20 protein-coding genes are annotated in these 26,841 nt (G+C 47.6%); 14 read left to right on the forward strand and 6 right to left on the reverse strand.

Features of this window, described 5'->3' with window-relative positions:
* The first annotated feature begins 115 nt into the window (after positions 1-115).
* On the forward strand, positions 116-397 hold the full coding sequence (locus tag R8806_RS00425) for a hypothetical protein (protein WP_124318501.1): 282 nt from the start codon (positions 116-118) through the stop codon (positions 395-397).
* Here the strand turns inward: R8806_RS00425 and R8806_RS00430 are convergent.
* A complete protein-coding gene (locus R8806_RS00430) occupies positions 385-993 on the reverse strand; it encodes a hypothetical protein (protein WP_151412118.1) in 609 nt (202 codons plus the stop codon). The two genes, R8806_RS00425 and R8806_RS00430, sit on opposite strands and share 13 nt — an antisense overlap.
* Before the next feature lie 218 nt (positions 994-1,211).
* On the opposite strand from R8806_RS00430, the gene R8806_RS00435 reads away from it, so the two are divergent.
* Positions 1,212-1,502 carry a hypothetical protein gene (locus R8806_RS00435; protein WP_124318471.1) on the forward strand — a complete coding sequence of 97 codons (291 nt, stop codon included), beginning with the start codon at positions 1,212-1,214 and terminating at the stop codon, positions 1,500-1,502.
* Here the strand turns inward: R8806_RS00435 and R8806_RS00440 are convergent.
* Positions 1,480-2,079 (reverse strand): hypothetical protein, encoded by a 600-nt coding sequence (locus tag R8806_RS00440; protein ID WP_151412119.1) that lies wholly within the window; start codon positions 2,077-2,079, stop codon positions 1,480-1,482. The two genes, R8806_RS00435 and R8806_RS00440, sit on opposite strands and share 23 nt — an antisense overlap.
* 213 nt (positions 2,080-2,292) lie before the next feature.
* On the opposite strand from R8806_RS00440, the gene R8806_RS00445 reads away from it, so the two are divergent.
* The 8 genes from R8806_RS00445 to R8806_RS00480 all read left to right on the forward strand — a co-directional run bounded on the left by R8806_RS00445 (position 2,293) and on the right by R8806_RS00480 (position 16,924).
* Entirely contained in the window at positions 2,293-4,107 is a 1,815-nt protein-coding gene (locus tag R8806_RS00445) for a hypothetical protein (RefSeq protein ID WP_124318373.1), read from the forward strand.
* 174 nt (positions 4,108-4,281) lie between these two features.
* Positions 4,282-4,794 carry a hypothetical protein gene (locus tag R8806_RS00450; protein WP_151412120.1) on the forward strand — a complete coding sequence of 171 codons (513 nt, stop codon included), beginning with the start codon at positions 4,282-4,284 and terminating at the stop codon, positions 4,792-4,794.
* Positions 4,784-5,572, forward strand: coding sequence for a hypothetical protein (locus R8806_RS00455; RefSeq protein WP_124317811.1), 789 nt, complete (start codon positions 4,784-4,786; stop codon positions 5,570-5,572). The genes R8806_RS00450 and R8806_RS00455 overlap by 11 nt, the downstream gene beginning before the upstream one ends.
* Entirely contained in the window at positions 5,544-9,923 is a 4,380-nt protein-coding gene (locus R8806_RS00460; RefSeq protein ID WP_151412121.1) for a hypothetical protein, read from the forward strand. The genes R8806_RS00455 and R8806_RS00460 overlap by 29 nt, the downstream gene beginning before the upstream one ends.
* Positions 9,924-9,959: 36 nt before the next feature.
* Positions 9,960-10,421, forward strand: a complete 462-nt coding sequence (locus R8806_RS00465; RefSeq protein WP_124315829.1) for a phage holin family protein — start codon at positions 9,960-9,962, stop codon at positions 10,419-10,421.
* The gene (locus R8806_RS00470) at positions 10,399-10,857 is read left to right on the forward strand and encodes a hypothetical protein (RefSeq protein ID WP_124315830.1); all 459 of its coding nucleotides are present in this window, start codon (positions 10,399-10,401) and stop codon (positions 10,855-10,857) included. Before R8806_RS00465 ends, R8806_RS00470 begins: the two co-directional genes overlap by 23 nt.
* A 2-nt stretch (positions 10,858-10,859) precedes the next feature.
* Positions 10,860-16,361 (forward strand): leucine-rich repeat protein, encoded by a 5,502-nt coding sequence (locus R8806_RS00475; RefSeq protein WP_124315831.1) that lies wholly within the window; start codon positions 10,860-10,862, stop codon positions 16,359-16,361.
* A 14-nt stretch (positions 16,362-16,375) separates the two neighbouring features.
* Complete coding sequence (locus R8806_RS00480) at positions 16,376-16,924, forward strand: hypothetical protein (RefSeq protein ID WP_124315832.1); 549 nt, start codon at positions 16,376-16,378, stop codon at positions 16,922-16,924.
* Between the two features lie 11 nt (positions 16,925-16,935).
* Here R8806_RS00480 and R8806_RS00485 read toward each other — a convergent pair whose 3' ends face one another.
* Positions 16,936-17,142 (reverse strand): RNA-binding S4 domain-containing protein, encoded by a 207-nt coding sequence (locus tag R8806_RS00485; RefSeq protein WP_027200054.1) that lies wholly within the window; start codon positions 17,140-17,142, stop codon positions 16,936-16,938.
* A gap of 163 nt (positions 17,143-17,305) precedes the next feature.
* Here R8806_RS00485 and R8806_RS00490 point away from each other — a divergent pair, with 163 nt between their 5' ends.
* A complete protein-coding gene (locus R8806_RS00490) occupies positions 17,306-18,763 on the forward strand; it encodes an OmpP1/FadL family transporter (protein ID WP_124315833.1) in 1,458 nt (485 codons plus the stop codon).
* 220 nt (positions 18,764-18,983) lie between these two features.
* Entirely contained in the window at positions 18,984-20,282 is a 1,299-nt protein-coding gene (locus R8806_RS00495; protein WP_151412122.1) for an NAD(P)/FAD-dependent oxidoreductase, read from the forward strand.
* A 17-nt stretch (positions 20,283-20,299) separates the two neighbouring features.
* Here the strand turns inward: R8806_RS00495 and R8806_RS00500 are convergent, their stop codons facing one another.
* On the reverse strand, positions 20,300-20,809 hold the full coding sequence (locus R8806_RS00500; protein WP_027200056.1) for a bacterioferritin: 510 nt from the start codon (positions 20,807-20,809) through the stop codon (positions 20,300-20,302).
* A gap of 117 nt (positions 20,810-20,926) precedes the next feature.
* Here R8806_RS00500 and R8806_RS00505 point away from each other — a divergent pair, with 117 nt between their 5' ends.
* On the forward strand, positions 20,927-23,122 hold the full coding sequence (locus tag R8806_RS00505; RefSeq protein WP_124315834.1) for a B12-binding domain-containing radical SAM protein: 2,196 nt from the start codon (positions 20,927-20,929) through the stop codon (positions 23,120-23,122).
* A 113-nt stretch (positions 23,123-23,235) separates the two neighbouring features.
* Complete coding sequence (fldA, locus tag R8806_RS00510; RefSeq protein ID WP_027200058.1) at positions 23,236-23,742, forward strand: flavodoxin FldA; 507 nt, start codon at positions 23,236-23,238, stop codon at positions 23,740-23,742.
* Between the two features lie 70 nt (positions 23,743-23,812).
* Here the strand turns inward: fldA and R8806_RS00515 are convergent, their stop codons facing one another.
* Positions 23,813-24,715 carry a Ppx/GppA phosphatase family protein gene (locus R8806_RS00515; protein WP_221230346.1) on the reverse strand — a complete coding sequence of 301 codons (903 nt, stop codon included), beginning with the start codon at positions 24,713-24,715 and terminating at the stop codon, positions 23,813-23,815.
* Positions 24,712-26,781, reverse strand: coding sequence for a polyphosphate kinase 1 (ppk1, locus tag R8806_RS00520; protein ID WP_124315835.1), 2,070 nt, complete (start codon positions 26,779-26,781; stop codon positions 24,712-24,714). The genes R8806_RS00515 and ppk1 overlap by 4 nt, the downstream gene beginning before the upstream one ends.
* Between the last annotated feature and the right edge of the window lie 60 nt (positions 26,782-26,841).

The raw sequence follows: 26,841 nt of genomic DNA on the forward strand, positions 1-26,841 counted from the left end.
TGTCGATTTGTTGTAGTAATGCAGTTAAAAGATTTGCATTTCTTTTTGAAAATATGAGAAAAAATGGTGTATCTCATATTTTAATAGAAAAGAATAACGATAACAATGGTATAATATGGGAATTATAGACAAAGAAAGTGCCATGAACTTGGCGTTAGGAGTAACCACCACAAATTCTTCTGAGGAGGAACGTGTTTCGCTTATGCCGTTAGGAGATATTGAAGATAGTAAAAAAGAGTTGGAACGTCTTCGGGGTATCTACCAAAAGTTTGCGGATGATTTGAAGGCGATTCATGATAAGGCGAACCGGGAGATTATGGAATTGCAAGCTGCTCAACTTCGAGCGTCAGCGGAGGGTGAAATTACACGTATTCAGGAATGGACTTACTGTGTTTGACGTTTTTTTATGATTTTTGTAATTGTTTTCATGATTTTCTTTTGCCTTTTCTCCTTGTATTTTTGCTGTTTCTCTGCATTGGCAAGATATATCCTGTATTTAAAATCATATTTTTTTAGTTCACCATTCACTTCAATCGGGATTATTAAACGAATGTAATAATCTTCACCCGTTTTTTTTATGATTTTAGGGTCAATGATGTATTCTCGTTTATTATGAGTAAAATACGTTTCACCCAATATTGATTCGGGAGCAATTTTTTCTTCGTAAGGTGGATAATATTCAAGAGAAAAATCTTTCGAGCTAACGAATAAGATACTTCCACTTATTTTATTGACCACGAATGAACAATCCCGCCAGTAAACAATCATATCATTTTTTGTCTTATTTTCAATGGAAATTGTCCACTTGGAGTAAGTGCTAGAAATAATTTTGAACTTGATGTCCTGATCTTCGTGATTAAACGTCTCTGCATTTATCCGTTCAATGTAACAATCTGTTTCCCTATAAGTTGCTTTTTTATTATTTACTAGTTGTGCTTCAGTTGTTAAGGATGTAACCGAGAATAAAATTAGAAATATAAAAAATGATTTCATGTTATGTTCCTTTTGTTTTATTTATGCAAAGGTAGTGAATATTCCAATTTGAAATCTGTAATTTATGAATTAATAAATTGATTGTATTGCAAAATAGTGGTATTGTTGATTTGTTGTGATCGTGTGACTAAAATATTTGCATTTCTCTTAGGAAAAATGAGAAAAAATGGAGGATCTCATATTTTAATAGAAAAGAGTAACGATAATAATGGAACAATATGGGAATTATAGACAAAGAAAGTGCCATGAACTTGGTCATGGGAGTATCTACAACAAATTCTTCTGACGAGGAAAGTGTTTCGCTTATGCCGTTAGGGGATATTGAAGATAGTAAAAAAGAGTTGGAACGTCTTCGGGGTATTTACCAGAAGTTCGCAGATGATTTGAAGGCGATTCACGATAAGGCAAACCGGGAGATTATGGAATTGCAAGCCGCTCAACTTCGAGCGTCAGCGGGGACGAAATATACGTTTTGGATTAGAATTACTATTCTTGATGTTGCTTTATGACTTTTTCAAGTTCTTTCATGATTTTCTTTTGCCTTTTCTCCTTGTATTTTTGCTGTTTCTTTGCGTTGATGAGGGATACTCTATATTTAAAGTCGTATTTTTTCACTTCACCATTCACTTCAATCGGAATTATTAAGCGGATATAATAATCCTCTCCTGTTTTTTTGATGATGCGATTATCAAGAATAAAGCGTCCTCTTAATGTCGTGTTAGTACATTCTTTCTCAATATAGGAATGTGGTGCGATGATTTCTTCTGAAGACAGGAAAGATATGCAATCTAAATTAAGATAATACATAAAGCTTGCACTTTGCTCGTTAACGACAAATAAAGCTTTATCCCATAAAATTGTCATTTCTTGATGAGTCTTATTTTCTATTTTAATTTCACACCATGTTAACTCTGGTCGTATATTAAATTTTATGTTATTGTCTTCATAATTAAAATTTTCTGCATTTTCACGTTTAATGCAGCACCCATAAGTCATGTATATTGCTTTTTGATCCTTTACAGGTTGTGCCTCTGATCTTGTAAATGTGAATATAAAGAAGACTAAAAATAAAAGAATTGATTTCATGTTACTTCTCTTTTTATTATAACAAAGGTAGTTAATATTTCAATTTGATGTCTATAATTATGGAATAATAAATTGATTATATTGCAAAATAGTGATATTGTTGATTTGTTGTAATCCTGTAACTAAAATATTTGCATTTCTCTTTGGAAAAATGAGAAAAAATGGAGGATCTCATATTTTAATAGAAAAGAATAATGCTAAATATAGAATCTTATGGGAATTATAGACAAAGAAAGTGCCATGAACTTGGCATTGGGTGTATCTACAACAAATCCTTCTGATGAAGAAAGCGTTTTGCTTATGTCATTAGGAGGTATAGAAGACAATAAAAAAGAGTTGGAGCGTCTTCGGGTTATCTATCAAAAGTTTGCTGATGATCTAAAGGCGATTCAAGATAAGGCAAACCGGGAGATTATGGAATTGCAAGTTACTCAACTTCGGACATCAGTGGAGGGTGAGATTGTACGTATTCGAGAATCAATGACGATCGTCCGGAATGAAGAGACGGCCAGTATTGAGGCTTTGCGGGATAAGATGTTGAAATTACCTCAGGGATGGGAGGTAATTTGGGCGGTTGTAGGTCAGTTAACGACAAAAAATACTGAGGATTTGATTACGACTTTGAAAAAAGAAGTAGAGCAGTTGGCTTTAGCAGGGAAACTGACTGCAGATACAAAAAAGGAGTTATTGGAAAAATTGAATAAAGTTGTTTTACCAGTAGAAGATGAGGGACCTTTTAAAAGATTGAAAGATTCAATGTCGGATTTGTTTAGAAGTATGGGGAGTGGGGTTGAAATGACTAAAGGTAAATGGGAGAAACTGGGAAAATCCCTTGGCGAATGCTCCGCCATTGCTACTCAAGCTTTATCTGGTATTAGTCAAATAGGAGGGGCTTTTGGGATGAGTAAGGAGGCGCAGGCAACTTTCGATCAGGTTAGCGGGATGGTTTCCGGGATGGGGAATATGGCGAAAGGGTTGGTGTCAGGTGATGTTTCGTGTATAATTAGCGGGGGAGTGGGGATGATCACGAGTGCCACGAAATTGTTCGATTTCAAAACGAAGAAAGCGGATAAAGAGATCAAAAAGCACGCGGAGAACCTGAAGAAATTAAAGACGGAATATGATGGGTTGGCCCGGGCTGCAAGTCAAGCATTGGGTACGGAAGAGTACGAAACGAAGGTGGATCAGATTGCTAATTTGGAAAAGCAGAAAATTGAAGTCGAGGGGCAGTTAAGGGCGGAGGATAGTAAGAAGAGGAAGAAAAAAGATAAGGGGAAAATAGAGGAGTATAAAAAGGCGATCACTAGCTTGGAGAATCAGATCGCGGATTCGAAACAAAATATTATCGATGAATTGATGACGACTGATTTGAAGTCATTTGCTTCCCAGTTGGGTTCAACTCTGGTGGATGCCTTCTCGCAGGGAACCGAAGGTATTGACGCTATCATGCAGGGCAAGGTTGATACCTTGATTAAGAATATGCTTGCAAAACAATTGTCGATGAAGTTAATTCAAAAATCGTTACAACCTGTGTTCGATGCGGCGGAGAGGTTTACAGCCGAGGAATCGGAGGAAGGAGTTAATTTCAGTACCGGGGAGATCCGGCAAATCAAGGGACTTTTAGAGTCGAGTATGTCCTCGATCAGTGCCCAGAGCAAAGAGTGGGTGCAGATGATGACCGATATGGGGCTGGTGGTGAACAAGGATATGTCGAGTCGGGTGCAGGAGGTGACCGGGCAATTGCAGGCGGCTATGACGGAAGGTACGGCGAGTCAGCTCGTGGGACTTTGGAACATGACGGCCTCGGACGTGCGGGCCATCCGGGATTGGTTGTTGACGGGGACTGTGACCGTACCGGAATCTCCTTTTAACATGACGCAAATGATCGAGTTACAGAACGAGATCGCGGTGAATACCCGAGTAACCGCCCAAAGCACGACAGCCACGATGCACGAACTTGGACGGGTGAACCAGCACTTGGAATCAATCGACCGGAACACGAGGGGGTATGCGGGGAGGGGGAGATGAAAGATAAAAACTAAAAGATAAAGACTAAAAGATGAAAGATAAAGGAAATTTAGAATGAAAAAGATTCCGTGATTGCCGATTCGATGATTGGGTGATTAAAATCACTTAATCGAAAATCATTAAATCACTTAATCGATAGGATCTAAAATTTAAAATCTAAAATTTAAAATTAATATGGTGTTTTTAAAGGAAGAATTGTTGGCGGGAGCCGGGTTGGTACAGGGATGTGCTGACGGGATGGCGCAACTGGCGGCGGCGGGGGATAAGGAGGAGATGTTGCAGTGCTATTGGGATCGGATAGATTTTTGTCTGGCGAAGAATTTCCCGACAAAGGAGTATTTGAAGGAGCATTTTGACGGGATGTTACACGAGAGAGGAATTTATATTGACGAACGGGTGGAGATTGCGGGGGGAAATGCCGTGTTGCTGGGGACGTGCGAGGCGGAGTGTGGCGTGGAGAAGTACGCGGTGAGCCGCCTGTACGTGAAGCATGATTCGCGGGTGGTGATTCGGGCGAGGGATCATGCTTTCGTGATGGTGGATGCGCTGGATGATGCGGCGGTAGAGGTGCATTGCGAGGGCGAGTCGAAAGTGGTGGTGAACCTGTACGCCCGGGCCACGGCGGTGGCGGACGGGGACGGTTACGCGAAGGTGGTACATAAAAACAAGGAAACGTATGATTTATAAGTTTGATACGATTGATGTGACCGCTTACGGCGTGTTGCCCATGCGGGGTGATGGTGGCGTGGCGGTGAGCGGGTTGTTCGATTTCCCGAAGCGCAAGGGGGAGATCGAGCGGAACTGGGGCGACGGGGTGGAACCTTATCTTGACGGGAAGGACTTGGAATATGACGGGCGGACGATCGGGTTGAAGTTCGTGATGGCGGATGCGGCGAACATGGAGCGTTTCCGGGAGGCGGCAGTGGCTTGTCGGCGATTGGGGACGGAGTTGGGGAATTTCGACGTGGTGATGGCGGATGAGGTTGGCGTGGAACGGGTGGACGACAAGTTGCTGAAACTCGATCTGAAGTTTCGGGAGCCGCACGTGGAGTTCGAGGAGTTGACCCTTGCGGGAAGCGGGGACGGGAATATCAGGGTGGACGACTTCAATCTGGCCCGGGATTTCGGAATAACGGTGACGGCGGTGAAAGGCGACCTGAAAGTCCCGAAACGGATAGAGGTAAGCACGACGGCCCCTTACCTGAACACGGCTTTCCGGGAAAATCCGGCGCTCTCGCTAGAGTGCGTGATGCGGGCAGGGAATTTGAAGGAAGTTGGGGCGAGGATGAGGCAGTTCCATGCCTTGTGGCGGCTGCCCGGGGTTCGGGTGTTGCGTTTGGCGAACGGACGGGAGCGAGGCGTGTTCGTGAAGGACGGTTTTAGCGTGAGTATCGTGAGTGACGGGGTGGTGAAATTTACTTTAAACGTGATAGAATATGATCGAAATTTATCGGAAGATCAATAAGGAAGAGACGCTCGTGGCGAGTGTCCCGGATGACAACGCCACGTTGGAAAGAACGTTGATGGGGGCGGACGAGGTGACGTTGAGCGTGACCGTGAGCGAGCCGCTCGATCTTCGGGTGGGCGATTATGCCCGCTTGGAGGGTAGTAGTTACACGATCAACCGGGCGCCCGACCTCGTGAAGGCCTCGGCGGTGGAGTTCCGGTATGACTTGGTGTTGGAAAGTCCCCTGTACAATTTGCTGGACAAGATTTATATCTCGGACGTGCAGGGACTGAGCCGCTTCTCGTTGTCGGGGACGTTGAACGATTTCGTGGAGCTTTTGCTGATGAATATTAACCGGGACGATTTCGACCCGGGGTGGACGTGGGCCACGGACAAGGGCGATCACCCGGTGACGGTGGTGACGGAGCGGAAGAATCTCAGTTTCGACAACACGACGTGCCGGGATGTGCTGAACCGCTTGGCGGACGAGTTCGGGGTGGAATACGTGGTTCGTGACCGGACGATCGCGTTCTACGAACGGGTGGAAAACGCCACGAGCCTCGTGTTCGAGCAGGGACGGGGGAAAGGGCTTTACACGTTGCAACGGCAGAACGTGGATACCGACAACACGGTGACCCGGGCATACGTTTACGGTAGCACGGAAAATCTACCGGTTGGCTACCGGAAAGGACTGGTGGAGCGTCTCTGTCCCCGGGAACGGGATTCGGATAAATATATCCCTTATTTCGAGAACCGGGAGGAGTACCCGAAACTGGTGGAACGGGAGGTCTATTTCGACGACGTGAAACCCTCGTTCACGGGGAGCGTGGACACGATCGGGGAGGACGGGTTGACATTGACCTGTAATGCCATTGATTTCAGCTTGAAAGAGGTGGTCATCGGCAAGGAGGGACGGGTGAACTTCCTGTCGGGTGACCTGACGGGGAAGGCGTTCTCTTTCACGTGTGACGGTGGGTTGGTGCGGACGTTGAAGCTGATCCCGCAGGAGGACGAGATGGCCCCTGCGGGGGACGATGGGAAACGATCGATGATCCCCAACGCCACGTGGCGGGTGCAGGTGGGCGACAAGTTCACGTTCACGGGGATCACGTTGCCGGAGGCGTATGTCCGCACGGCGGAGGCGTTGCTGGCGGAGAAAGGACGCAAGTGGATACGGGCGCATTCGAGTTTGCGGGTGAAGTATAACCTAGATGTAGATTACCGCTACGTGCGGGAGAAGGGGATCGTGTTCAACCCGGGGGATGTCGTGGGGATTGTTGTTCCCGGGATGGAGACGGTGCAGCGATTGCGGCTGACCTCGGTGAAAAAGCAGTTGCACACGGGTAAGCTGACGTGCGAGGTGTCGAATTACCTAGAGGTGAGCCTAGAGGATGCCTTGACGGCGAAGATCCAAGAGGTGAAGAGCAGTATAGAACTGGACCGGAGCGAGGTGTTGAATGCCGTTAACGCCACGCGGGAGTGGACGACCCGTAATTTCGGACGGTTGGCCGACGAGATGACCGACGGGGAGGCCATCGTGTGGGATGCGGACGGGTGGCAGATCAAGACGGTGGCCCAAGTGCCTGATGCCGCAAGATGGAACACGCATACGTTCGACGACTATATGGATCAAGCCGTGAAGACGGGGAGTGACGTGGTGTTCAAGAACCTGGAAGTCGGGACATTCATCCCCGGGATGATCGGCGGCAGCGGGGTGAGGATGGACGAGAACGGGTACGCCGAGATGACGGGATTGACGTTGCGGGAGTTCCTTGAAGTGCCGGAATTGCGGTTTAACCGGGTGGATGTGGTCAGCGGGGAGTTGTGGAACTCCATCGCCTACGGCACGGTGGAGAGCGTGGACACGGCAAACCGGGTGGTGACCCTGAAATTAGAAGAAGGGGAATTGGCGGGGCTGCACGTGAATGATATTTGCCGGGGAATATTCCATAACCTCACAGGGAATGCTGACGGGAACCGGGTGGACTGTTGCGGGTTCCTGACGATGGCCGGGTTTTCGACGGTTTATTTCACGCCGACGGAGATCGTGGGGAACGGGAAGTTCCGCTACGAGTTGAAACCCGGCACGAGCGTGCATCCCTGCCCGGCGATGAAGTTTGCCGTGTACGGGAATTTCACGGACAAGACCCGGCGGGCTTCGGCCTATTCAACAAGGACGTACAAGCGTTACCTGACGGGAGTGGCCACGTGGGAGGTCGATCCCGAACGGAACATTGCCATGCAGTTCGGGGATTTGTCGGGACTGCACGTCGGGGGTGTTTCGATGGAGGGCTACTCGGCTTACCTGAATAATATTTACATGAAGGGACACCTAGAGTTCACGGACGGGCAACGGGAGGAATTGAAAGGGGAGAACGGTTACACGGTGTTGTTGACGACTTACGACGCGGTAGTGGCGGTGGACAGTGAGGGGAAGATTGATTCGTCGCTTTATGACATCGTGAACGTGGTGGATGGGGAGGAGCTGGTGAAGGCGGGGAATGATACGGTGGTGGTTTCCCGGTTTAAGATTCAGACCCGGATTCAGGCGTATAAGGCCGGGGCATTGACTTACGCGGAGACGCCCGGAGAGGGTGAGTATGCGGTGGCGTTGACGGCGAAGGGGTGCGAGTATGTTTTCGCGGATGGCGTGTTGACGATCACGAAGATCATGGTGGACAAGGCCACCGTGGAGATCGAGGTGAATTGCGAGGGAAAAGAGGTCTTCTTGAAGTTGTTTACCCTGACGAGATTGTACGGGGGATCGGATGCAGTGTACATGGACCTGACGAACGAGAATGCCTCGGTGACTTGTGACACGGAGGGTGTCGTGACGGGGAGTATTCCGGGATCAACGGCTAAAGTGTACGTGGGGACTGCGCTGGACGGGGCTTGGAGTTTCTCGGGCAGTTTTTCCGGTTGTACAGGATCGGTGAATGCTTCCACGGGGGCGATCACGGTGACCGGGTTGACGGAAGATAGCGGGTCGGTGACGGTGACAGCGACGAAAAGGGGGTACGCCTCGTTGACGGCCGTGTACAGCCTGTCGAAAGCCTACCCGGGACCAAACGGGGAACCCGCCGTGGTTTACAGCGTGCGCCCTTCTGCGGACGTGATCGTTAAGGATAAAACGGGAACATTCACTCCCGCCTCGATCAGTTGCGAGAAGTTGAAGCAGATCGGCAATTCCGCCCCGTACGTCACCACGGAGAAAACATTGAAGTACCAGCTATCGGACGGCAACCTGACCGACTACACGGGTGCGGTAAGCGTGGGCAGTGCCACTTGGATCGAATTCACGCTCTACGAGGGTAGCACGGTGCTGGATCGGGAACGGGTGCCGGTGATTGCGGACGGGAAGGATGGGATTGATGCGAATTTGTTGGATTGGATTGAGGAGTGGAACGGGAACAAAACCGATGTCGGGAGAGAATTAATCATTTCTCCCCGGATGGTTGCCGGGAAAAAAGAGAGTAGTGGCAAATTTACCGGGGTGATGTTTGGCCGGGATATGATAGAGGTTAATGGAGTGATGCAGACGGGATTATTCGGAATGAAGAATGGTGATTTAACCTTTTCCATAGATGCTCAAACGGGAGATGCTTTTTTCGGTGGAACTGTCCTTGTTCGAAAAGATGCTAAGAATTATGTGACAATGAATTACAAGGATGCGAACGATTGGGGATTGAAAGGAGTTGTTAATGGTAACGAGGATAAGCCTGTTTTTCAACTTGGGAGTACGAATCAAATTGGGGAATTTATGATTGAAGGCGGCTTCCTCAGGGGAAAATGTGTGCTACTTACCAATTCAAATATCAGGTTTGACCGGGATGATGGTGCGGTGGTGAATATTGGAGCTCTTCCCGGAGAGGGTTTAGGAGGAGCGCCTGTTCTAGGCTATTTAAAGGACGGGAAGGGTTCTGCCCCTGAATTTGATGCTACGAACTCCGTGGCGTTGTTTCTCGGAAGTCAATATTATAAACCTTACGGGAGTCTTGACAGTTATGCGAAGTACGCCTTGTATGCTCAAGGGATGAGTATGTTGCATAGTGTATCTACACGAGTTATTGACGGAACGTTCGATGGTGGTATGTCAGATTGGAATTGGCGAGTGTTTTTACATCATAATTCAAAATTTATTGACACGACGTTGGATGCAAGTAAAGGCTATAGCGGGCAGTTAATCACGGTGGTAAATAGCAATTACGATAACCAAAACTTGATTGTGAGAGGCTTTTATCAGTTCCGGAACGATGGTAGCGTAATTGATGATGCGGTGGAGATTACAGATGGTGGGGCGGAGGTGAGTTTTGTGAAATATAAGGGAAAGTGGTTTTTCCTCGGAAGGTCTGGGAATGTTAAGTTTTAAGGAGCGCAGTTTGAAATAAAATAAAAAAAGTGTGAAATGATAATGGAGTTTTTAAAAACGGGAGATTTTTCAATGATCTTGACAAGGGTGTACGTTATCCTTGCGATGTGGGCGATCATGTGTATCGGGGTTTGTATGGACTTGTGGGCGGGGGTGAATAGTGCTAGGGCTAGGGGAGAAGTGATAAACTCGGGTGGGTTCCGGCGGACGATCGGGAAACTGGGGGATTATTGGCGGATACAGGTGATGGCGTTGATTTTTGACGTGATCGGGAGTTGTATCCCGTGGTATGAATATCCTTATGCCTCGATGATCGTGACGGCGGCGATCGTGCTGATCGAGGGACGGAGCGTGTGGGAGAACGAGCGGGCGAAAAAGGGAAACGTGGCGAAGTTGCCGGCAGCGATCCGGGATATTATCAATTGCACGACGGCGAAGAGTGCCGAGGAGTTGTTGAAAAAGATAAAAGAACTGGATGATGGACAAAAGGCAACTTAGGAACTTGATTCGACGAGTACTGATCGGGATCGGGGGGTACTCGGAGGAGGCGGAAAACTTGCTGATGGGGACGGCAGCCCAAGAGTCGGCATTGGGTGAATATATCCGTCAGTTGGGGAACGGTCCGGCCTTGGGGATTTTCCAGATGGAACCGGAGACTTTTGATGACATCGTGCGGAACTATTTGTCGTATCGGCCGGATTTGTGCCGGAAAGTGCTGATCGTATCCGGCGTGATCAATTTGAAAAGTGAATACTTGGAATATAATCTGGCACTGGCAATCAGCATGACCCGGATGCACTACGCCCGGGTTCGGGAAAAGATTCCCTCGGACCTGACGGGATGGGCGGGGTACTGGAAACGGTTTTACAATACCCCGCAAGGCAAAGGTACGGAAGAGGAATTCGTGTATAATTATAAACAATACGTGTTATAGATATGGGAACATTAGATATAAAGAATTTTCCGGCTCATGGCGTGTCGGATGAAGATACTTTTTTGATGACGGATGCGAAGAACGGGTTTGTGGCGGGGAGCATGACGTTGAAGGATATGAAAGAGAAGGTTATTACCCCGTTACTCAAGGCCTTATCACTGGATTACGAGTTGTTGACTCAAGCGGAATATGACGCTATCGGGAAAAAGAAAGAAGGGACATTGTATGCTATCGAGGAAGACGGGAAACTGGTAAGGACATATATCGGCTCGTTGCCCCTGACGGTGGGAGGCACGCTGGGAAGTTTGGATAACGTGGACGAGGAGGCGGATCATGCCGGAAGCGAGGACGTGGTGCTGATGCGGGCGAAAGGAAGCGGGACGTGGACACTGAAACGCCTGTCGGAAATCGGCGGCGGGGGTGGGGGAACCGGGGTGCAACGTAATGTCCGGATCGTGAATAATTTGGATAGCAAGAATATTTCGGCCAGCAAGGGAGAGCCTTGCTGGTTGAATTTCACCTTCGTAAGTCAAGAACGGTACGCAGATTCCGAGCCGTACGAGGACACCGGGGAGCGGGGACTACTGCAAATATCGGTGAGGAACGGGGATCATTCGGATTATTTGGTCGTGAAACAGGTATACGTGAATAGTGCTTCCCCGGTGGCCCTTGACGTGGCCGAGTTTTTGAGTTCGGGAGCCAATAACGTGATGATCAAGGTGACGGGGGAGGTTACGGAAATCACGACACCCGCTTTTGTTTATACCGTTCAACTGACGGCGTTGTCTATTTTTGCCGATAATTTCCGGTGGTGGACAGCTTACTCGGGGGCAATTATCTTGCCGTTGAATATCGGGGGAAATATCGCGAAGACGTTGCACGTTTCAATGTCGGGAAAAGATTATAACGAGTCGTACGAGGTGGCGATCGGGACGAACGTGTATATCGAGACAGCCTATAATTACACGATTCCTCACCCGGGGAAGACGGGGGTGTTCCGGGTGTCGGCATACGTGGCGAATTCGGACGAGAGTATCAAGACGAAGACGGTTGCTTTCAACATTATTTGTGCTGTTGCCGAGGAGCGGGTGAAACTGATTGCCATTAATAACGTGTTGGAGAAGGCCACGAACTGGGTGGAGAACACGTTGTTCGATTACGCCATGTACGACGGGGATAGCGTGAGTACGTTTGCCCGGTTCGTGATCATGAAGGAGGGGCAACAAGTGTTTTCCTCGAATGAAAACAGCATTGCCGTGTCGACCAAGCACACGTTCTCTCTTCCCCTAGAAATAGACACGTTGGACAACAGCGAGTTTTCCATCCAAGTGGAGGTGCTTGACGAGTCGGTTGCACTGACGTCACCACTCGTTTTCCCCGTGAACAACTCGCTGGGATATTCCGCCGTTGCGGGGGCGACCTTGTACGTCAACCCGCGTACTCGCAATAACCGGCAGGAGAATTACCGGGAGGTGGTGAACGAGATGAATGGGACGGCGATTGCTGCCGGGTGGAAGAATATGAACTGGGGAAACGACGGGTGGGTACCGGATTCGGACGGGAACCGGGTGTTGCGGCTGATGGCGGGTTCCTCGCTGACGATGGCTTATTATCCCTTCGCGAGGGAATGCGCCCGGGTCGGAAAGACACTGGAGATTGATTACCGGGTGGATCACGTGACGGATTACTCGAAACCGATCGTGACGATTTCCATGCCCGACGGGGTGTCGTTCACGGGGCTGAACATTTACGCGGATCAGATCGTGATGCACTCGCAGTCGCTCCGGGAGGACAGCGTGCAGAGCCTCCACACGTTCGAGGGAAAGCGGACCCGGTTCACGCTGACGATTCTCCCGATGGCGTACGGGAATCCGGATTTTAATCTCTGTATCCTGTATATCAACGGGGTTAAGAACCGGGAGTTCGCTTACGAGGATAATGATTATTTTGCCCAGAGAGGGGGCATCGTGATCGGCTCGGACTGCGCAGATGTGGATATATACGGAATCCGGGAATACGATTCCGGCCTGACATCGCAGGGTGTGTTGACGAATTATATCAACTGGTTATCCGATTCGGCAGAAAAGGCCCGTGTCCGGCTGTATAACGATATTCTGGACGGGAACGGTTCGGAGGTGGATTTCGACAACACGAGGGATCAGTTTAATTGTCTCGTGTTTGACAACACGATTCCCTCGATGGCCGACCAGACAGCACGGGTGGGTAATTTGGACGTGCTGTTCACGGACCACCCGGAATGGAACGTTTCGATTTCCGGAGTCACGGCGAAAGGACAGGGTACGTCCTCGATGAAGTACTGGATATGGAATACCCGCTACCAACTGGACAAGGCAAAATCGGTGATCACTCATGCCGACGGGACGACAAGCACGAAGAAGTGGCAGATGGTGCCGTGGATTCCGGCAGGACAGAAGTTTACGGCGAAGAAGAATTTTGCCTCCTCGATGCAGTCGCACAAGATCGGGTCGGTGAATGCTTATAACGATTTGTACCGGGAAGTCGGGTTGAGGAACGAGGCGATGGAAACGGAGCAATACGCGGATGCCCGCGTGGCGGTGTACCAGATGCCTTTCGTGTGTTTCGAGAAGTCTGTGAACGAGGAGGGACGCACGGTGTACACGTTCCGGGGATTGTACACGTTCGGGCCTGACAAGGGGGACAAGTACACGTTCGGTTTCGACACGGATTTGTTCCCGAACCTAATCAGTATCGAGGGATCGGATAACTCGCCATTATGTACGCTGTTTCGGGTGCCTTGGAATAAAAACGTGTTGTATAATAGTGATGAAGAGGCTTTCCAGTATAACGGGGCGAATAGCTGGGATGCCGGAGAGGGTAAGGTGGAGAGTATATCGAAGTTTATCCCGGCATATAATATCGTGTATGAATGTTCTCCCCGTTTGTTGCCTTTTGACGGGACCCCGGAAGAGTTGAACGAGCAGGCCGCCGCGATGAGAACTCGGCCATGCGAATTCTGGATTGCCAAGGCGGGAGACGGGAGCCGATTTGACGTGTATTATTTCGAGGCGTCGTTGAATCGTTTTATCCCCTCGGACATGGGGAAGGGGGAGATTAATCTGGTCACGCAACTGGTGGATAAAGGGTACGGGCTGTCGGCTGCCGACCTGTCGGGAAAGACGAACGACGAGTTGAACACGTTATTTGTGAATGCCCGGATTGCCAAGTTCAGGGCGGAGGCTCCGTTGTACTGGGACGTGGATGACACGTTGTTTTTCATGAATAACGTGGAGTTTAACGCGGGAACGGATGAGCGGGCGAAGAACACGTATCCTTACTCGTTCGGGACAGGGACGAGTCGTTTCCGCTGGCGGGTGGACGATGCGGACACCCGGTTTGACACGACGAACCGGGGATTGCCGGACAAGGAGTATAGCGTGGAGACGCATGACACGGATGAAACCGGGGCCTCGATCTGGAACGGGGAAACGAATAATTTCTTTAACCTGATGGAGTTGGCTTTCCCGGAGGAGAAGGTGGCCAGTATGCGACGGATGATGACGGCCATGCAGGCGTTGGGCGGTTTGAAGTCGGGGAATGATCTGGAAAAGATTTACGCTTTCTACCAGAAGTATTTCTTTGACGAGGCACAGGAGTATTTCCCGGCAAATTCATACAATGCCGATGCCAGATATTGTTACGAGAACGGGAAACTGGCTTATAGTGCCGGAATTTATTCGAACGACACGGACCCGATCACGCAGTCGCTTGGCGACCACTATCAAGCGGAGCAGCGATGGATCACGAAACGTATCCTGTATATGATGTCAAAGTATAGTTTCGGTTTGTTCTCGGCCGCGGGAACGGACACGATCACGGTACGTGCCGCCGGAAACACGATCACGTACGATCTGACCCCGGCGATGGACATGTATCCGGCAATTGCCAACGGTACATCGATTATCCGGGGCGAACGGACCCGGGCAGGGGAGACTTGTTCCATGGAGATTGAACTTTCCGGAACGGGCGACCAGCAGAATGCGATACAGGGTGCCTCTTATTTACAGAACATCGGGGATTGGTATGACAAGAACGTGCAAGGGTCCATGGTGATACAGGGACGGATGCTCCGGGAGATTCGCCTGGGGAGCAAGACGGGGCATATCGTGATCTCGATCACGTCGTTGACAATTTCGAATTGCACGTCGTTGCAAAAACTCGTGTTGTCGAATATTGCTACGTTGAGTGGTACGTTGAACCTAACTTCCTGCACGCACTTGCAAGAGGTGTATGCTGACGGAACCTCCCTTTCGCAGATGAAACTTCCGACGGGTGGTAGTATGCGGGTGATCGAGTTTAGTCCCCGCAATCAGTACCTGTCACTGTCGAACTACCCGTTGCTCCCGACGGAGGGAGTCAGGATGGATCAATGTAAGCATATTATCACGGACTTTTTCGTGGAGGATTGTCCGTTACTTCACCCGGTGAAGTTGCTGGTAGAGATGATGGAGGCCCAGAAAGAACAGGGGACGGAACACGCTTTGAAACGGGTGCGGCTCGTGGGATTTAACGAGACGTACGATAGTTCGGATATACTTGATAAGTTGGCAAGTTTGGCAGATGGGAGTTACGAGGGATTGAGCAGTGAAGGAATTGCCGGGGAAGACCCGGTTCCGGTGCTGGACGGGACGTTGAATATTCATGCGGATGTTTACGAGGAGTCGATCAATGCTTTACGGAGTAAATTTAATAGGTTGGTGTTGAATATCACAGGAAATTATTATGTCCGGTTTAAAGACCCGGAATTCCACCGGCTGGTAGTGAAGAGATGGAGTACGGACGGGGTGGGTGTGACTCGTAAACAGTTGGCAGCCGTGACAGATTTTCCTAATGATTATTTTAAGGATAATAAGGAAATAACAGACCTGTCTGATTTTGCAGAGAATTTTGTGAATGTCAATTTGTTTAAGCAAAGAACATTTGAAAATTGTACCGGATTAAAGACAATAAGTTTGCCTAATGAAAAGATAGATACGTCAGCAATAGCTATATTTGGTCATACTTCTTTGGATGAAAATGGTATAGATTTATCTTGTTTAACAACATTAGGGTTTGGTATATTTAAAAATTGTAAGTTTGTTCATATTTTTATTCCCAATACATTACTTCTGGATATGGATTATTCTCAACAATGGCAAGATAATTTGAGATTACTTACCATGGAATTGGAAGAAGGTCTTTCGGTTGTTCCGAATTCGTTATGTTCTGGATGTAGTTCATTGATGACCATTACTTTTCCTTCCACTATTACAACAATCGGGAGTAGTGTCGTACATGGATGTAATAATTTGAAAAGTTTTATATGTAAACCAATAACACCTCCTGCATTAGTGAGCGATTTGGGTTATATATATGCTGATTTCAATATCTATGTTCCGGATGAGTCCGTGGAAACATATAAAATAGCTTGGACAAAATATGAGAGTAAAATAAAACCGATGAGTCAGAAACCGGAGAACGTGTAAAAGATTGGATTGATATGAAGACTCTGATTATATGCGGCGTGATTTGTTTGTTGTTGGGATTCTTTGTCGGGAGGTTCACGATGAAGGAGGGGGAAAGAACAACCTACGTGAAGGGTGAGACGATTCGAGATACTATAACGTGCTTTATTCCGGACACGGTTCGCTTGTCCGGAGAAGTACGTTATAAGTACAGGTACAAAACAGATACGGTTTACCGGGATGTTCCGACCGTGGACCGGGAAGGAACGCTAAAGAGTACGATAGAGGATTGGAATTTAATTCGGGATTACAAGAGGACCTTGTTCGATAATGAATCCGGGAAATTAGCTGTGGAGCTTTCCGTGCAGTACAATGAACTGAAACATCTTACTTATGCTTATACTCCCGTGCGGGAACGGGTTATGATTGTAAAAAAGAGTGTGTGGGTGCCGTTTGTTTCGGCATCCTTCTACACGGAAGGTCATGATTTGTCTTTTGGTGGGGGATGTTTTTATCACGACTTGGGATTCCGCATTGAATACAAATTTGACGGTTTTAACGTGGGGCTGATGTATAAGTTTTGATGAAAAAACACTTATACTACCTGCACGCTTTGTCCCAAAGCGGTGATGATTTCTCCTTTGGTGATTTTAGCCCGTTTGCGGAATTCGGGTTCTCCATTGCGGGTAACCTCTCCATTTTCCACGAGAATCTTGGCCATGGCACCGCTGTCAGCGATGCGGGTGGCCTTTAGCAGCTTGATTAATTCAATGTATTCGGTGTCTATTTCAAACGTGATCATGGTGTCTGTATTTTGGACGCAAAGGTAACCAATTTTTGTTGCATACCGTAAAGTAGAAACAACTTAAGGAGTTGAATGTTATTTTTGCGCCTTAAAATTTAGAAAATAATGATTAGATTGTTTTAATGATTTGATCGTTAAGTAATAATGTAAAAAAGATTCTATGAAGAGATTAGTCATTGTAGTATTGGCTTCTATTTTGAGCATGACGGTTTTTGCCGAAGGATACCAAGTCAATTTGTTAAGCACGAAACAGACCGGAATGGGACACGTGGGGACCGGGATGAAATTGGGTGCGGAGAGTATGCATTTTAACCCGGCAGGATTGGTGTTTTTGCGTACCAATATGGATTTTTCACTAGGTATATCAGCTATCATGGCCAAGGCTAAATATAGTTACGACGGGTATTCGGCCAAGACGGATAACCCGGTAGGAACGCCGTTATACGCTTACGCCGGGTTCAAGATTTACGATAATTTGGCTGCCGGAATCAGCTTGACCACTCCTTACGGGAACTCCTTGAAGTGGCCGAAGAACTGGGCCGGGGCAGGGTTGATTCAGGATATTAGCCTGAAATCATACGTGATTCAACCAACGCTTTCTTACAAGATCACGGATCGTTTGAGTATCGGTGTCGGTTTGCAACTGGCTTGGGGAAACGTGAATCTTTCTAGGGCATTGATGGGGGCGAGCGATTTGCAGGGAATAGGAACGAAATTCGAGAGTTTACTGCCTAAGTTGGCAGGTGTTCCTTCGAGTATAATCCCGGATGAGGATAAAAAAGCCATGCAGGAAATGGTTGCATTGATGAAAGGGACAGAGGTTCCACCGGCTTATGCTCGTTTGGAAGGAAATGCTCACATGAGAGTGGGTTTTAACGTGGGAATCATGTACGATATTTGTGACAAAGTGACCGTTGGTTTGTCTTATCGTTCCAAGATCAAGATGCGGGTGAAAGAAGGTGAGGCTTCGTTGACTTACGCTAATCGTCGTATTGAAGACTTGTTCGCTAACATGGAGGCATTACTTGCAAAATACGGGCCGGTGGTAGGACAAATGGGAATAACGATCCCGAATATCTCTATCCCGAAGTATGATCAGGGAACATTCCATGCAGAATTGCCTTTACCTTCCAACACGACGTTGGGCGTGAGCTATCGTCCCACGGATCGTTGGGAGTTGGCGTTGGATTTGCAATACGTGGGATGGAATGCTTACGATTCTTTGAACGTGTATTTTAACGAGGCGGAATTGGGAATCGCACCGATTAAAGCGGAGAAAGATTATAAGAATTCAATGACTTACCGTATCGGGGCAAGCTACAAGACAACCGATCGTTTGGTGTTACGTGCCGGAGTATATTATGACCAAAGCCCGATTCGTAAGAAGTTGTACAACCCGGAAACTCCGGGAATGGACAAATTAGGGCTTTCTGCCGGATTGACTTTTGAGCCTTACAAGGGATTGCAATTTGACGTGGCTTTCCTTTACATTCAAGGGTTCAGCCAACACGGAAAGTACCCGTACAAGAACGTGGTCACGGGAGCGGATGAAATGTTCGAGGGAAAATATAAATCCACGGCATTCTCGCCATCAATAGGTATTTCTTACCGATTTTAATATAAGGGGCTGTTAAAAAGTCAATTTTAAACAACTACCCCCACTAACTCCCCCTTACACAGGGGGAGTTAGTGGGGGTAGTTGGCAAATACAGGCAGGACTTTTTGGACAACCCCTTTGTTTATAAACCTTATCGACTTTATAAACTTTTATTTTTAACCGGGAACGGAACGATTCAATGAAATATCACGTATAACTGAAGATAAAAGTTATTACGTGTATGGAAACAATGAGCAATATTCCTAGTAAAGGAACCAAAAAACGAGTTGTTATTGTGGGTGGTGGCTTTGGAGGGTTGAAATTGGCTCGTCGGTTGAATGACCGGGATTTTCAAGTTATATTATTAGATCGAAATAATTATCACCTTTTCCAGCCTTTGCTGTATCAGGTGGCAACATCGGGAATTGAGCCGAGTGCGATCTCTTTTCCTTTCCGAAAGATTTTCAAGAGACGACATGATTTTCATGTGCGGATATGCACGGCAGAGAGGGTGATCCCGCAGGAGAACCGTTTGGAGACTTCCATCGGGGATGTTTCTTATGATTATTTGGTAATTGCCACAGGGGCAGGAACGAACTATTTCGGGGATCAGACGTTGGCACAACGGACGATGCAATTGAAAACGACGTCGGACGCTTTGTTTAACCGGAACCGGATGATCGAGAGTTTCGAGCGGGCGCTGAACACGTCGAATGCAGAGGAACGGAGACATTGGCTGACGTTCGTGATTGTGGGAGGTGGGGCCACGGGGATCGAGTTGGCAGGGGCTTTGGCAGAAATGAGGAAGTTCGTGTTACCGAAGGATTACCCGGAACTGGATTGGAACGAGATGCGGATTCTCTTGGTAGACGGGGGAGAACGGTTGCTGAACGCTTTTTCACAGAAATCTTCGGAGGACGTTATTCGGAATTTGAAGGATATGAAGGTAGAGGTGCTGTTGAAAAAGTTCGTGAAAGAGTATGACGGAAAAAAATTGACGTTCGTGGATGGTGAACAGGTTGTTACGAACAACGTGTTCTGGGTAGCTGGGGTGAAGGCGAGCAGTCTGGAAGGGTTACCTCAAGATATCTACGGTCGGGGAAATCGTCTTCTCGTGGACGAGTTCAACCGGATACAGGGGATGGCGGATATATTCGCGTTGGGGGATACCGCCTTGATGGTGGCGGAGAACTACCCGAACGGTCACCCGCAAGTTGTGCAGCCTTCCATACAGCAGGCAAGTTTGTTGGCGAAGAATTTACGACACATGATCAAGGGGAAACCCTTGCGTCCTTTTAAATACATGAACAAGGGGTCCATGGCCACGATCGGGAGGAATGATGCCGTGGCAGAGATTTCCGGTATTCGTTTCAGTGGATTTTTTGCATGGTTATTGTGGCTGTTGGTTCACTTGATGAGTATCGTGGGGGTGAAGAACCGGTTGTTTATATTTATCAACTGGATGTGGAGTTACGTGACGTACGATCAGTCATTGCGGTTGTTGATAAAACCCGAGGTGAAAAAAAGCGACCCGTTTTGAGTCGCTTTCTTAATCATTTATTCTCCCGCGGGAGCGGTTCCCACGGCCACGCTTTTACTGCGTTCAACAGATTGCAGGGCCAAGTAATTGGCTCCGAATTTCTCCAAGTTGTCCAGTTCTGTTTCATACTGATCTTGGTGAACTTCTTCTTCGGCAACAAGCGTTTCGAATAGTTTCTTGGATACGGCATCCGCATTGGCAGCACATTCTTGAGCCCAAGCGTTATAGTCGTTTACACTACCTTCTTCCATGGCCGTGGCCAATTCCAGCATTTCTTTCGGTTCGTGGATTTTCTGAACATCCCCGGAGGTTTTCATTTCCACTTCTCCTTTCAAGAACAAGATACGTTCTGAAAGCTGTTCCACGTGCATCATCTCTTGGATGGCGGTACGTTTGAATAACCCGGACAACAGGTCGTAACCCATATCGTCACAACGGAAATGAAAATACATGTACTGGTGTACGGCAAGCAATTCGTCGGCAACTGCTTTGTTTAATAATTCAATGCTTTTTTCCTTTCTACTCATAATAGCTAAATGTTAGTAGTTTTACGATTCGCTAAATTAAGAAATAAAAGTGGCATATCCTAAATTTTGTCTTGGAATTAAAAAAGTGTACATTTGTTTAATCATAAATTCAAGATAATGAATGTTTCCCCTAAGGTGTTGCTGGTGACACCACCGTTTACGCAGTTGAATACACCTTACCCGGCGATGATGTATTTGAAAGGTTTTTTGAACACGAAAGGAGTTGATTCCGTGCAGGTTGATTTGAGCTTGGAAGTGATTCTGGAAATATTTTCATCCCGGGGGCTGCATGAGCTTTTTCAACAGGTGGCAGCCCGGGAAATCCGCTTGTCGGACAATGCCCGACGTGTTTTTGCTTTGCAAGAGGAGTATGAGCGCACAATTGATGCGGTCATGGCTTTTCTGCAAGGAAGGAACCGGACGCTGGCTTACTCGATTTGTGAATCCTATTTCCTACCCCGGGCAAGTCGTTTCGAACAGGAGGAAGATACGGAATGGGCCTTCGGGGTGATGGGGTTGGAGGATAAAGCCCGTTACCTTTCTACCTTGTACTTGGAAGATTTGTCCGATTTCTTGCAAGAGACGGTGGATGAGCATTTCGGATTTAGTCGCTACGCGGAGCATCTGGGGCGTTCGGCCTCTTCTTTTGATGAGTTGAACGCGGAGCTGGCAAAGCCTTTGACTTTCACGGATCATTACCTGATACGGCTACTTGCGGGCCGGATGAAAGAGTATCGTCCGGAGGTGGTGGCTATCACTGTCCCGTTCCCCGGGAATCTTTATAGTGCTTTGCGTTGTGGGGAGTGGATCAAGGTTAATTACCCGGAAGTCACGGTGGTGATGGGTGGGGGATTTGCCAACACGGAATTGCGATCGTTGACTGACGTGCGTTTCTTCCGCTTTACCGACTACTTGCTGTTGGATGACGGCGAGTTACCGTTATGGCGTTTGTTTGAACACGTGACGGGGCAGATCGGGGATTCCGATTTGGTACGCACATTTTGCTTACGAGGCGGGAAGGTCAAGTTTTTGAATGATGAGTCGGCCGTGATTATTCCGCAGAAAGAAGTCGGCGTACCCGATTATTCCGGATTGTTATTAGACAGGTATGTTTCGGTGATCGAGATCGTAAACCCGATGCATAAGTTGTGGAGTGACGGACGATGGAATAAACTGACTCTGGCTCACGGGTGTTATTGGGGAAAGTGTAGTTTTTGTGACGGGAGTTTGGACTATATCCGGCGTTATGAACCGAATGAGGTGAAAACGCTTGTTGACCGTATGGAACAAGTGATGGCACAGACGGGGGAAGGTGGTTTCCATTTTGTTGATGAGGCTGCGCCTCCCGCTTTATTGAAAGAGCTGGCTCTGGAAATATTGCGCCGACGACTGACGGTTGTCTGGTGGGGGAATATCCGTTTTGAACGGGCTTATACACGAGACCTGTGCCGTTTACTGAAGGCATCCGGCTGCATTGCCGTGTCGGGCGGGGTAGAGGTGGCGTCTGACCGGGTGTTGGGCTTGATCAATAAAGGGGTCACTCTGGAGCAACTGACCCGTTCGGCCAATCATTTCACGGGGACGGGAATCATGGTTCACGCTTACTTGATGTATGGTTTCCCGACGGAGACAACACAGGAAACTGTTGATTCGCTTGAAGTGGTGCGCCAGTTATTCGAGCTGGGATATATCCATTCCGGTTTTTGGCATCGTTTTGCCATGACGGCACATAGTCCGGTGGGTTTGTGTCCCGAACGATTCGGAACCCGGGTAACTGAACCGCCTTTCGGGGGCTTTGCCCGGAATGACGTGGCGTTCGAGGATTTACAAGGTGGTGATCATGACGAACTGGGGGATGGATTAAGTCGTTCACTATATAATTATATGCGGGGAGTGGGGTTTGATTTGCCTTTACAAAAGTGGTTTGACTGCAAGATTCCGGCAACCACGATTCCGCCTCGCTTTGTCGCACACATGGCGGAAGAACAGGAACCCGTGGAAAAATTACATTCCCGGCGCCTATACTGGTTAGGAGGTCGGGTGGAGTTGGGGCCGGAGAGCGTGAAAAAAGGAAAATATTCGATCGTTTTATTGCTACATACGAATAGCCGGGAGATGGCGATCAAAATGAGAGGTGACTGGGCTCATTTTATCCACGAGTCGCTGATGCAGGTGGGAGTGGATGCCGTGAATCCTTATCTGCTGGAAGACTTTAGTCGGAATTACGAGATCCTGTTTAACGATGACTTCCTGCCTTTCTGGTATAGCAAAGAGATGCAGGCGATCCGGGATCATGGTTTGTTACTGCTTTAACCACATCCCCATGAATAGGGGTTGGCGGGGGTAAATTTAATCATATATAGGGATTTACCGGTATTGTCGGGTGCGCTATCTTTGTCATGTACAAAATAAAATAATACATCGAGATGAAGAAAGTTGGAATATTTTATGGCTCCACGACGGGAGCAACCGAAGGAGTGGCTGAAACGATTGCGGCTCGTTTGGGTGTTGCAAGTGAAGATATACATAACGTGGGAACTACAAAAGTGGACGAGGTCGACAAGTACGATGTTTTGTTGCTGGGTAGTTCTACATGGGGAATCGGAGAGTTGCAGGATGATTGGAACGATTTCTTGGATAAGCTGAAAGCGAAGAATTTGTCGGGTAAGACCGTGGCAATCTTCGGATGCGGGGATTCTGCCTCTTTTGGCGGGTCTTTCTGCGATGCTATCGGAATAATTTATAACGAGCTACAAGGAAGTGGGTGTCAATTTGCCGGTTCGGTGGATACCGATGGGTATAGTTACGACTCTTCCGAGGCTTGTGTGGATGGTCAGTTCGTGGGACTTCCCTTGGATGAATCCAATGAATCTGACCAGACTGATAAGAGAATAGATGCTTGGATTAGTGGTTTAAAGCAAGTGATCTGTTGAGTCTAGTTGTTGTTTTTGATTTAAGAAAGCGTGTTAAAAGGCATTTTAACACGCTTTCTGCTTGTAAAGTCTATACTCTCCCTCTCTTTTCCTCCTCGTATAGCAACCGGATGATCCCGTCAGATAATCCGAGTTTTGGGACGATGATTTCATTTATCTTGCATATTTTTCCCACGGTGAGGAATATTTTCATGGCGGGTATGATCACGTCGGCCCGGTAGGTGTTCAGTTTCATGATCCGTTCCCGTTCTTCGAGGTTGAAGGATTTCATGTATTCGTAAAGAATATCCAGTTCCTGATATGTGATTCGTTCCCGTTCCTTTTTATTCAGTAATTTATGAATCTTGTTGATATTTCCGCCCGACCCGATAATGGCATCCGGGGTATATTTTTCCGTGATGTTTTTCAACCATTTTTTGAAGTGTTTCATCTCCTCTTTGTCCACGGCGTCATTTAACATACGCACGGTTCCTAGCGGAAAAGAGCAAGCCTCGACCTTGACGGATTTGCTATAAACAATTACCTCGGTGCTACCGCCACCGACATCCACGTATAAGTAGGTTTTGTCATCATCCACCACCTCGTTCATGCCTCCGGCGAAAATGGTTTCTGCCTCTTTGGTCCCGCTGATGATTTCAATGTTCAGGTCACACTCTTTTTGTATCTGTTCGGCCACGGATTTACCGTTTCGAGCCTCTCGCATGGCACAGGTCGCGTATGCCTTGTAGCTTTCCACGTTGAATGCAGACATGATATACGAGAATCCCTGCATGGTTTCGCATAGGCGTTTTCTTTTCTGTTGCCCTATTTCTCCTGTTGTGAATACGTCTTCTCCTAACCGGATGGGTACTCGCAGAAAGGCTATTTTTTTGAACAGGGTTTCCGTGGGGTATTCTTCCACGTTGGATATGAAAAGTCGGATTGCATTCGTGCCGATATCGATAGCGGCCAGTGTTTTCGTGTTTATGGTCATTTTTGTGTCTCGTTTTGTGATGCGTAAAAATTGTATAGTGCCACTTGTGAGCGAGTTTGCAGGTCTGTTTCATCCGGTGAGGAAGGTGACACCCGCTGATTTATGACCTCTAAATTCAGGTTCCGGGCTTTTACCTTGTCTTTCCACTGGATGGAAAATGTATTTTTTAGCGTGTTCAGTATGGTTTTATCTTGAATCGGGATACCGACTTCCACTCTGCGGCTTAGGTTGCGGGTCATCCAGTCTGCGCTGAGAATAAATGCCTTTTCTTTTCCCCCGTTGTAAAACAAGATCAGGCGGGCGTGTTCAAGGTATTTATCCACAATACTGATAGCCCTGATGTTGTCGCTTAGGCCTTTTACTTCGGGCATCAAGCAACAGGCACCTCGCACGATTAAGCGTACACGTACCCCGGCTTTACTGGCCTTGTAGAGTAGTCCGATCATCCGTTCGTCCGTGAGGCTGTTACATTTTACGTAAATGTAAGCCTTTTTTCCGTCTTTAGCGTTTTTGATTTCGTTGTCGATCAAGGATTCGAAACGTTCCCGCATGTTGTAGGGGGAGACCAGTAGCAGGTCTGTATCGAGTTGTTTGTAATTATTTTGTAGGAACTCGAAGACACGTTCCGCATCTTCCGCCACGGTCCGGTTGGCGGTGAACAGGCTGAAATCACTGTATATTTTGGCGGTGTCCTCATTGAAATTTCCGGTTCCCACGTGTACATATCCCTTTAATTGAGAGCCTTCCCGACGTTTGACCAAGGCGAGTTTGCAATGGACTTTCAGTCCCGGTATCCCGTAAATTACTTTTACCCCGGCTTGTCTTAATGCCTCGGCATTGTCGATATTTCTGGCTTCGTCGAATCGGGCCAGTAATTCCAGTAACACGACGACCTTTTTCCCGTTCTTGGCGGCATTGATTAGCGTGTTGATGATTTTTGACCTTTCGGCCGTGCGGTATAGCGTGATGTAAATTGAATCCGTGTGCGGGTCCATGGCGGCTTCCCGCATAAAGTCGATGAAATGGTTGAACGTGTGATAGGGATAATTTAACAAAATGTCCTGTTTCCGGATCACGTCGATCACGCTGGAAAAAGGTTTAAAGGCTGGATGGCGTAACGGGGAAACCTCTTCGTATTCTAATTTTGGATTAATTTTAGGAAATTTCATCAGATCTCGCATCAGATGATAGCGCCCGCCGGGGGTAAGATTACCACTTTTACTTAGTCCTAACTTGTCGGTGAGGATGTTGAGCAGATCTCCGGGCATCGCTTCGTCGTAGACGAGACGAACGGGACGACCGTAAAGTCTTTTATTCAATCCCTGCTCCATTTTTTCAACAAGGCTTTTCGATACGTCGTCATCTAGTGTCAGCTCTGCATCCCGCATGAATTTGAAAGTGTAGGCCGAGATCTCGTCATACGAGAACATGAAAAATATATCATCCAGACAAAGACGGATGATGTCATCAATGAAGATGATCCGGGTATTGTCGTTTGGGGAAGGCAGTACGATGAACCGGGGTGAGAGGCTGTTGTGTGGTATTTCGATGATGGCGTATCGGTTGTTCTTGGTAGAATTCTTGTTGACCATTTTAACGGCATGATAGATGCGCTCGTCTTGCAGGTAGGGGAGCCGGACGCTTTTTCTTAACATCAGCGGAACGAGTAACGGACTGATTTTCTCCGAGAAGTATTGTCTGCAGAATTGTTTTTCGTTTTCATCTAGAGCATTTTCATGAACCACGTAAATATGATGGCTGACCATTTCGTCCAGAATTTGCGTGTAGGTGTTCTCGAATTCTTTTTGGGATTCACAGACTTTTTCCGACACTTTGCGTTGTAGTTCCAGCGAGGTTAGGTTTCCGGAGAGTTTTTTATCCTTTTCTTTCTTTTTCTTGTCCAGCCGTTCTAGGTTGGCAACTCTCACCTTGAAAAATTCATCTTGATTGTTGGAATAGATTCCGAGGAAACGGAGGCGTTGTATAAGCGGGACGCTCTTATCCTGGGCTTCCTGCATGACACGTTCGTTAAACGAAAGCCAACTTAATTCTCTATTGTATAACATACTTCATCTGGTATAACATACTGTTTTTTACGAGTACAAAGTAGGTGTAGAATTGTTACA

It is taken from the genome of Butyricimonas faecihominis (genome assembly GCF_033096445.1).
In the GTDB taxonomy this organism is placed as follows: Bacteria; Bacteroidota; Bacteroidia; order Bacteroidales; family Marinifilaceae; genus Butyricimonas; species Butyricimonas faecihominis.

Coding starts and splice junctions, on each gene's coding strand:
- R8806_RS00455 (WP_124317811.1), top strand. CDS start 4,784: ATGATTTATAAGTTTGATACGATTGATGTGACCGCTTACGGCGTGTTG.
- R8806_RS00495 (WP_151412122.1), top strand. CDS start 18,984: ATGGAAACAATGAGCAATATTCCTAGTAAAGGAACCAAAAAACGAGTT.
- R8806_RS00425 (WP_124318501.1), top strand. CDS start 116: ATGGGAATTATAGACAAAGAAAGTGCCATGAACTTGGCGTTAGGAGTA.
- R8806_RS00450 (WP_151412120.1), top strand. CDS start 4,282: ATGGTGTTTTTAAAGGAAGAATTGTTGGCGGGAGCCGGGTTGGTACAG.
- R8806_RS00470 (WP_124315830.1), top strand. CDS start 10,399: ATGATGGACAAAAGGCAACTTAGGAACTTGATTCGACGAGTACTGATC.
- R8806_RS00515 (WP_221230346.1), bottom strand. CDS start 24,715: ATGACCATAAACACGAAAACACTGGCCGCTATCGATATCGGCACGAAT.
- R8806_RS00460 (WP_151412121.1), top strand. CDS start 5,544: ATGATCGAAATTTATCGGAAGATCAATAAGGAAGAGACGCTCGTGGCG.
- R8806_RS00475 (WP_124315831.1), top strand. CDS start 10,860: ATGGGAACATTAGATATAAAGAATTTTCCGGCTCATGGCGTGTCGGAT.
- fldA (WP_027200058.1), top strand. CDS start 23,236: ATGAAGAAAGTTGGAATATTTTATGGCTCCACGACGGGAGCAACCGAA.
- R8806_RS00500 (WP_027200056.1), bottom strand. CDS start 20,809: ATGAGTAGAAAGGAAAAAAGCATTGAATTATTAAACAAAGCAGTTGCC.
- R8806_RS00485 (WP_027200054.1), bottom strand. CDS start 17,142: ATGATCACGTTTGAAATAGACACCGAATACATTGAATTAATCAAGCTG.
- R8806_RS00430 (WP_151412118.1), bottom strand. CDS start 993: ATGAAATCATTTTTTATATTTCTAATTTTATTCTCGGTTACATCCTTA.
- R8806_RS00445 (WP_124318373.1), top strand. CDS start 2,293: ATGGGAATTATAGACAAAGAAAGTGCCATGAACTTGGCATTGGGTGTA.
- R8806_RS00505 (WP_124315834.1), top strand. CDS start 20,927: ATGAATGTTTCCCCTAAGGTGTTGCTGGTGACACCACCGTTTACGCAG.
- ppk1 (WP_124315835.1), bottom strand. CDS start 26,781: ATGTTATACAATAGAGAATTAAGTTGGCTTTCGTTTAACGAACGTGTC.
- R8806_RS00465 (WP_124315829.1), top strand. CDS start 9,960: ATGATAATGGAGTTTTTAAAAACGGGAGATTTTTCAATGATCTTGACA.
- R8806_RS00435 (WP_124318471.1), top strand. CDS start 1,212: ATGGGAATTATAGACAAAGAAAGTGCCATGAACTTGGTCATGGGAGTA.
- R8806_RS00480 (WP_124315832.1), top strand. CDS start 16,376: ATGAAGACTCTGATTATATGCGGCGTGATTTGTTTGTTGTTGGGATTC.
- R8806_RS00440 (WP_151412119.1), bottom strand. CDS start 2,079: ATGAAATCAATTCTTTTATTTTTAGTCTTCTTTATATTCACATTTACA.
- R8806_RS00490 (WP_124315833.1), top strand. CDS start 17,306: ATGAAGAGATTAGTCATTGTAGTATTGGCTTCTATTTTGAGCATGACG.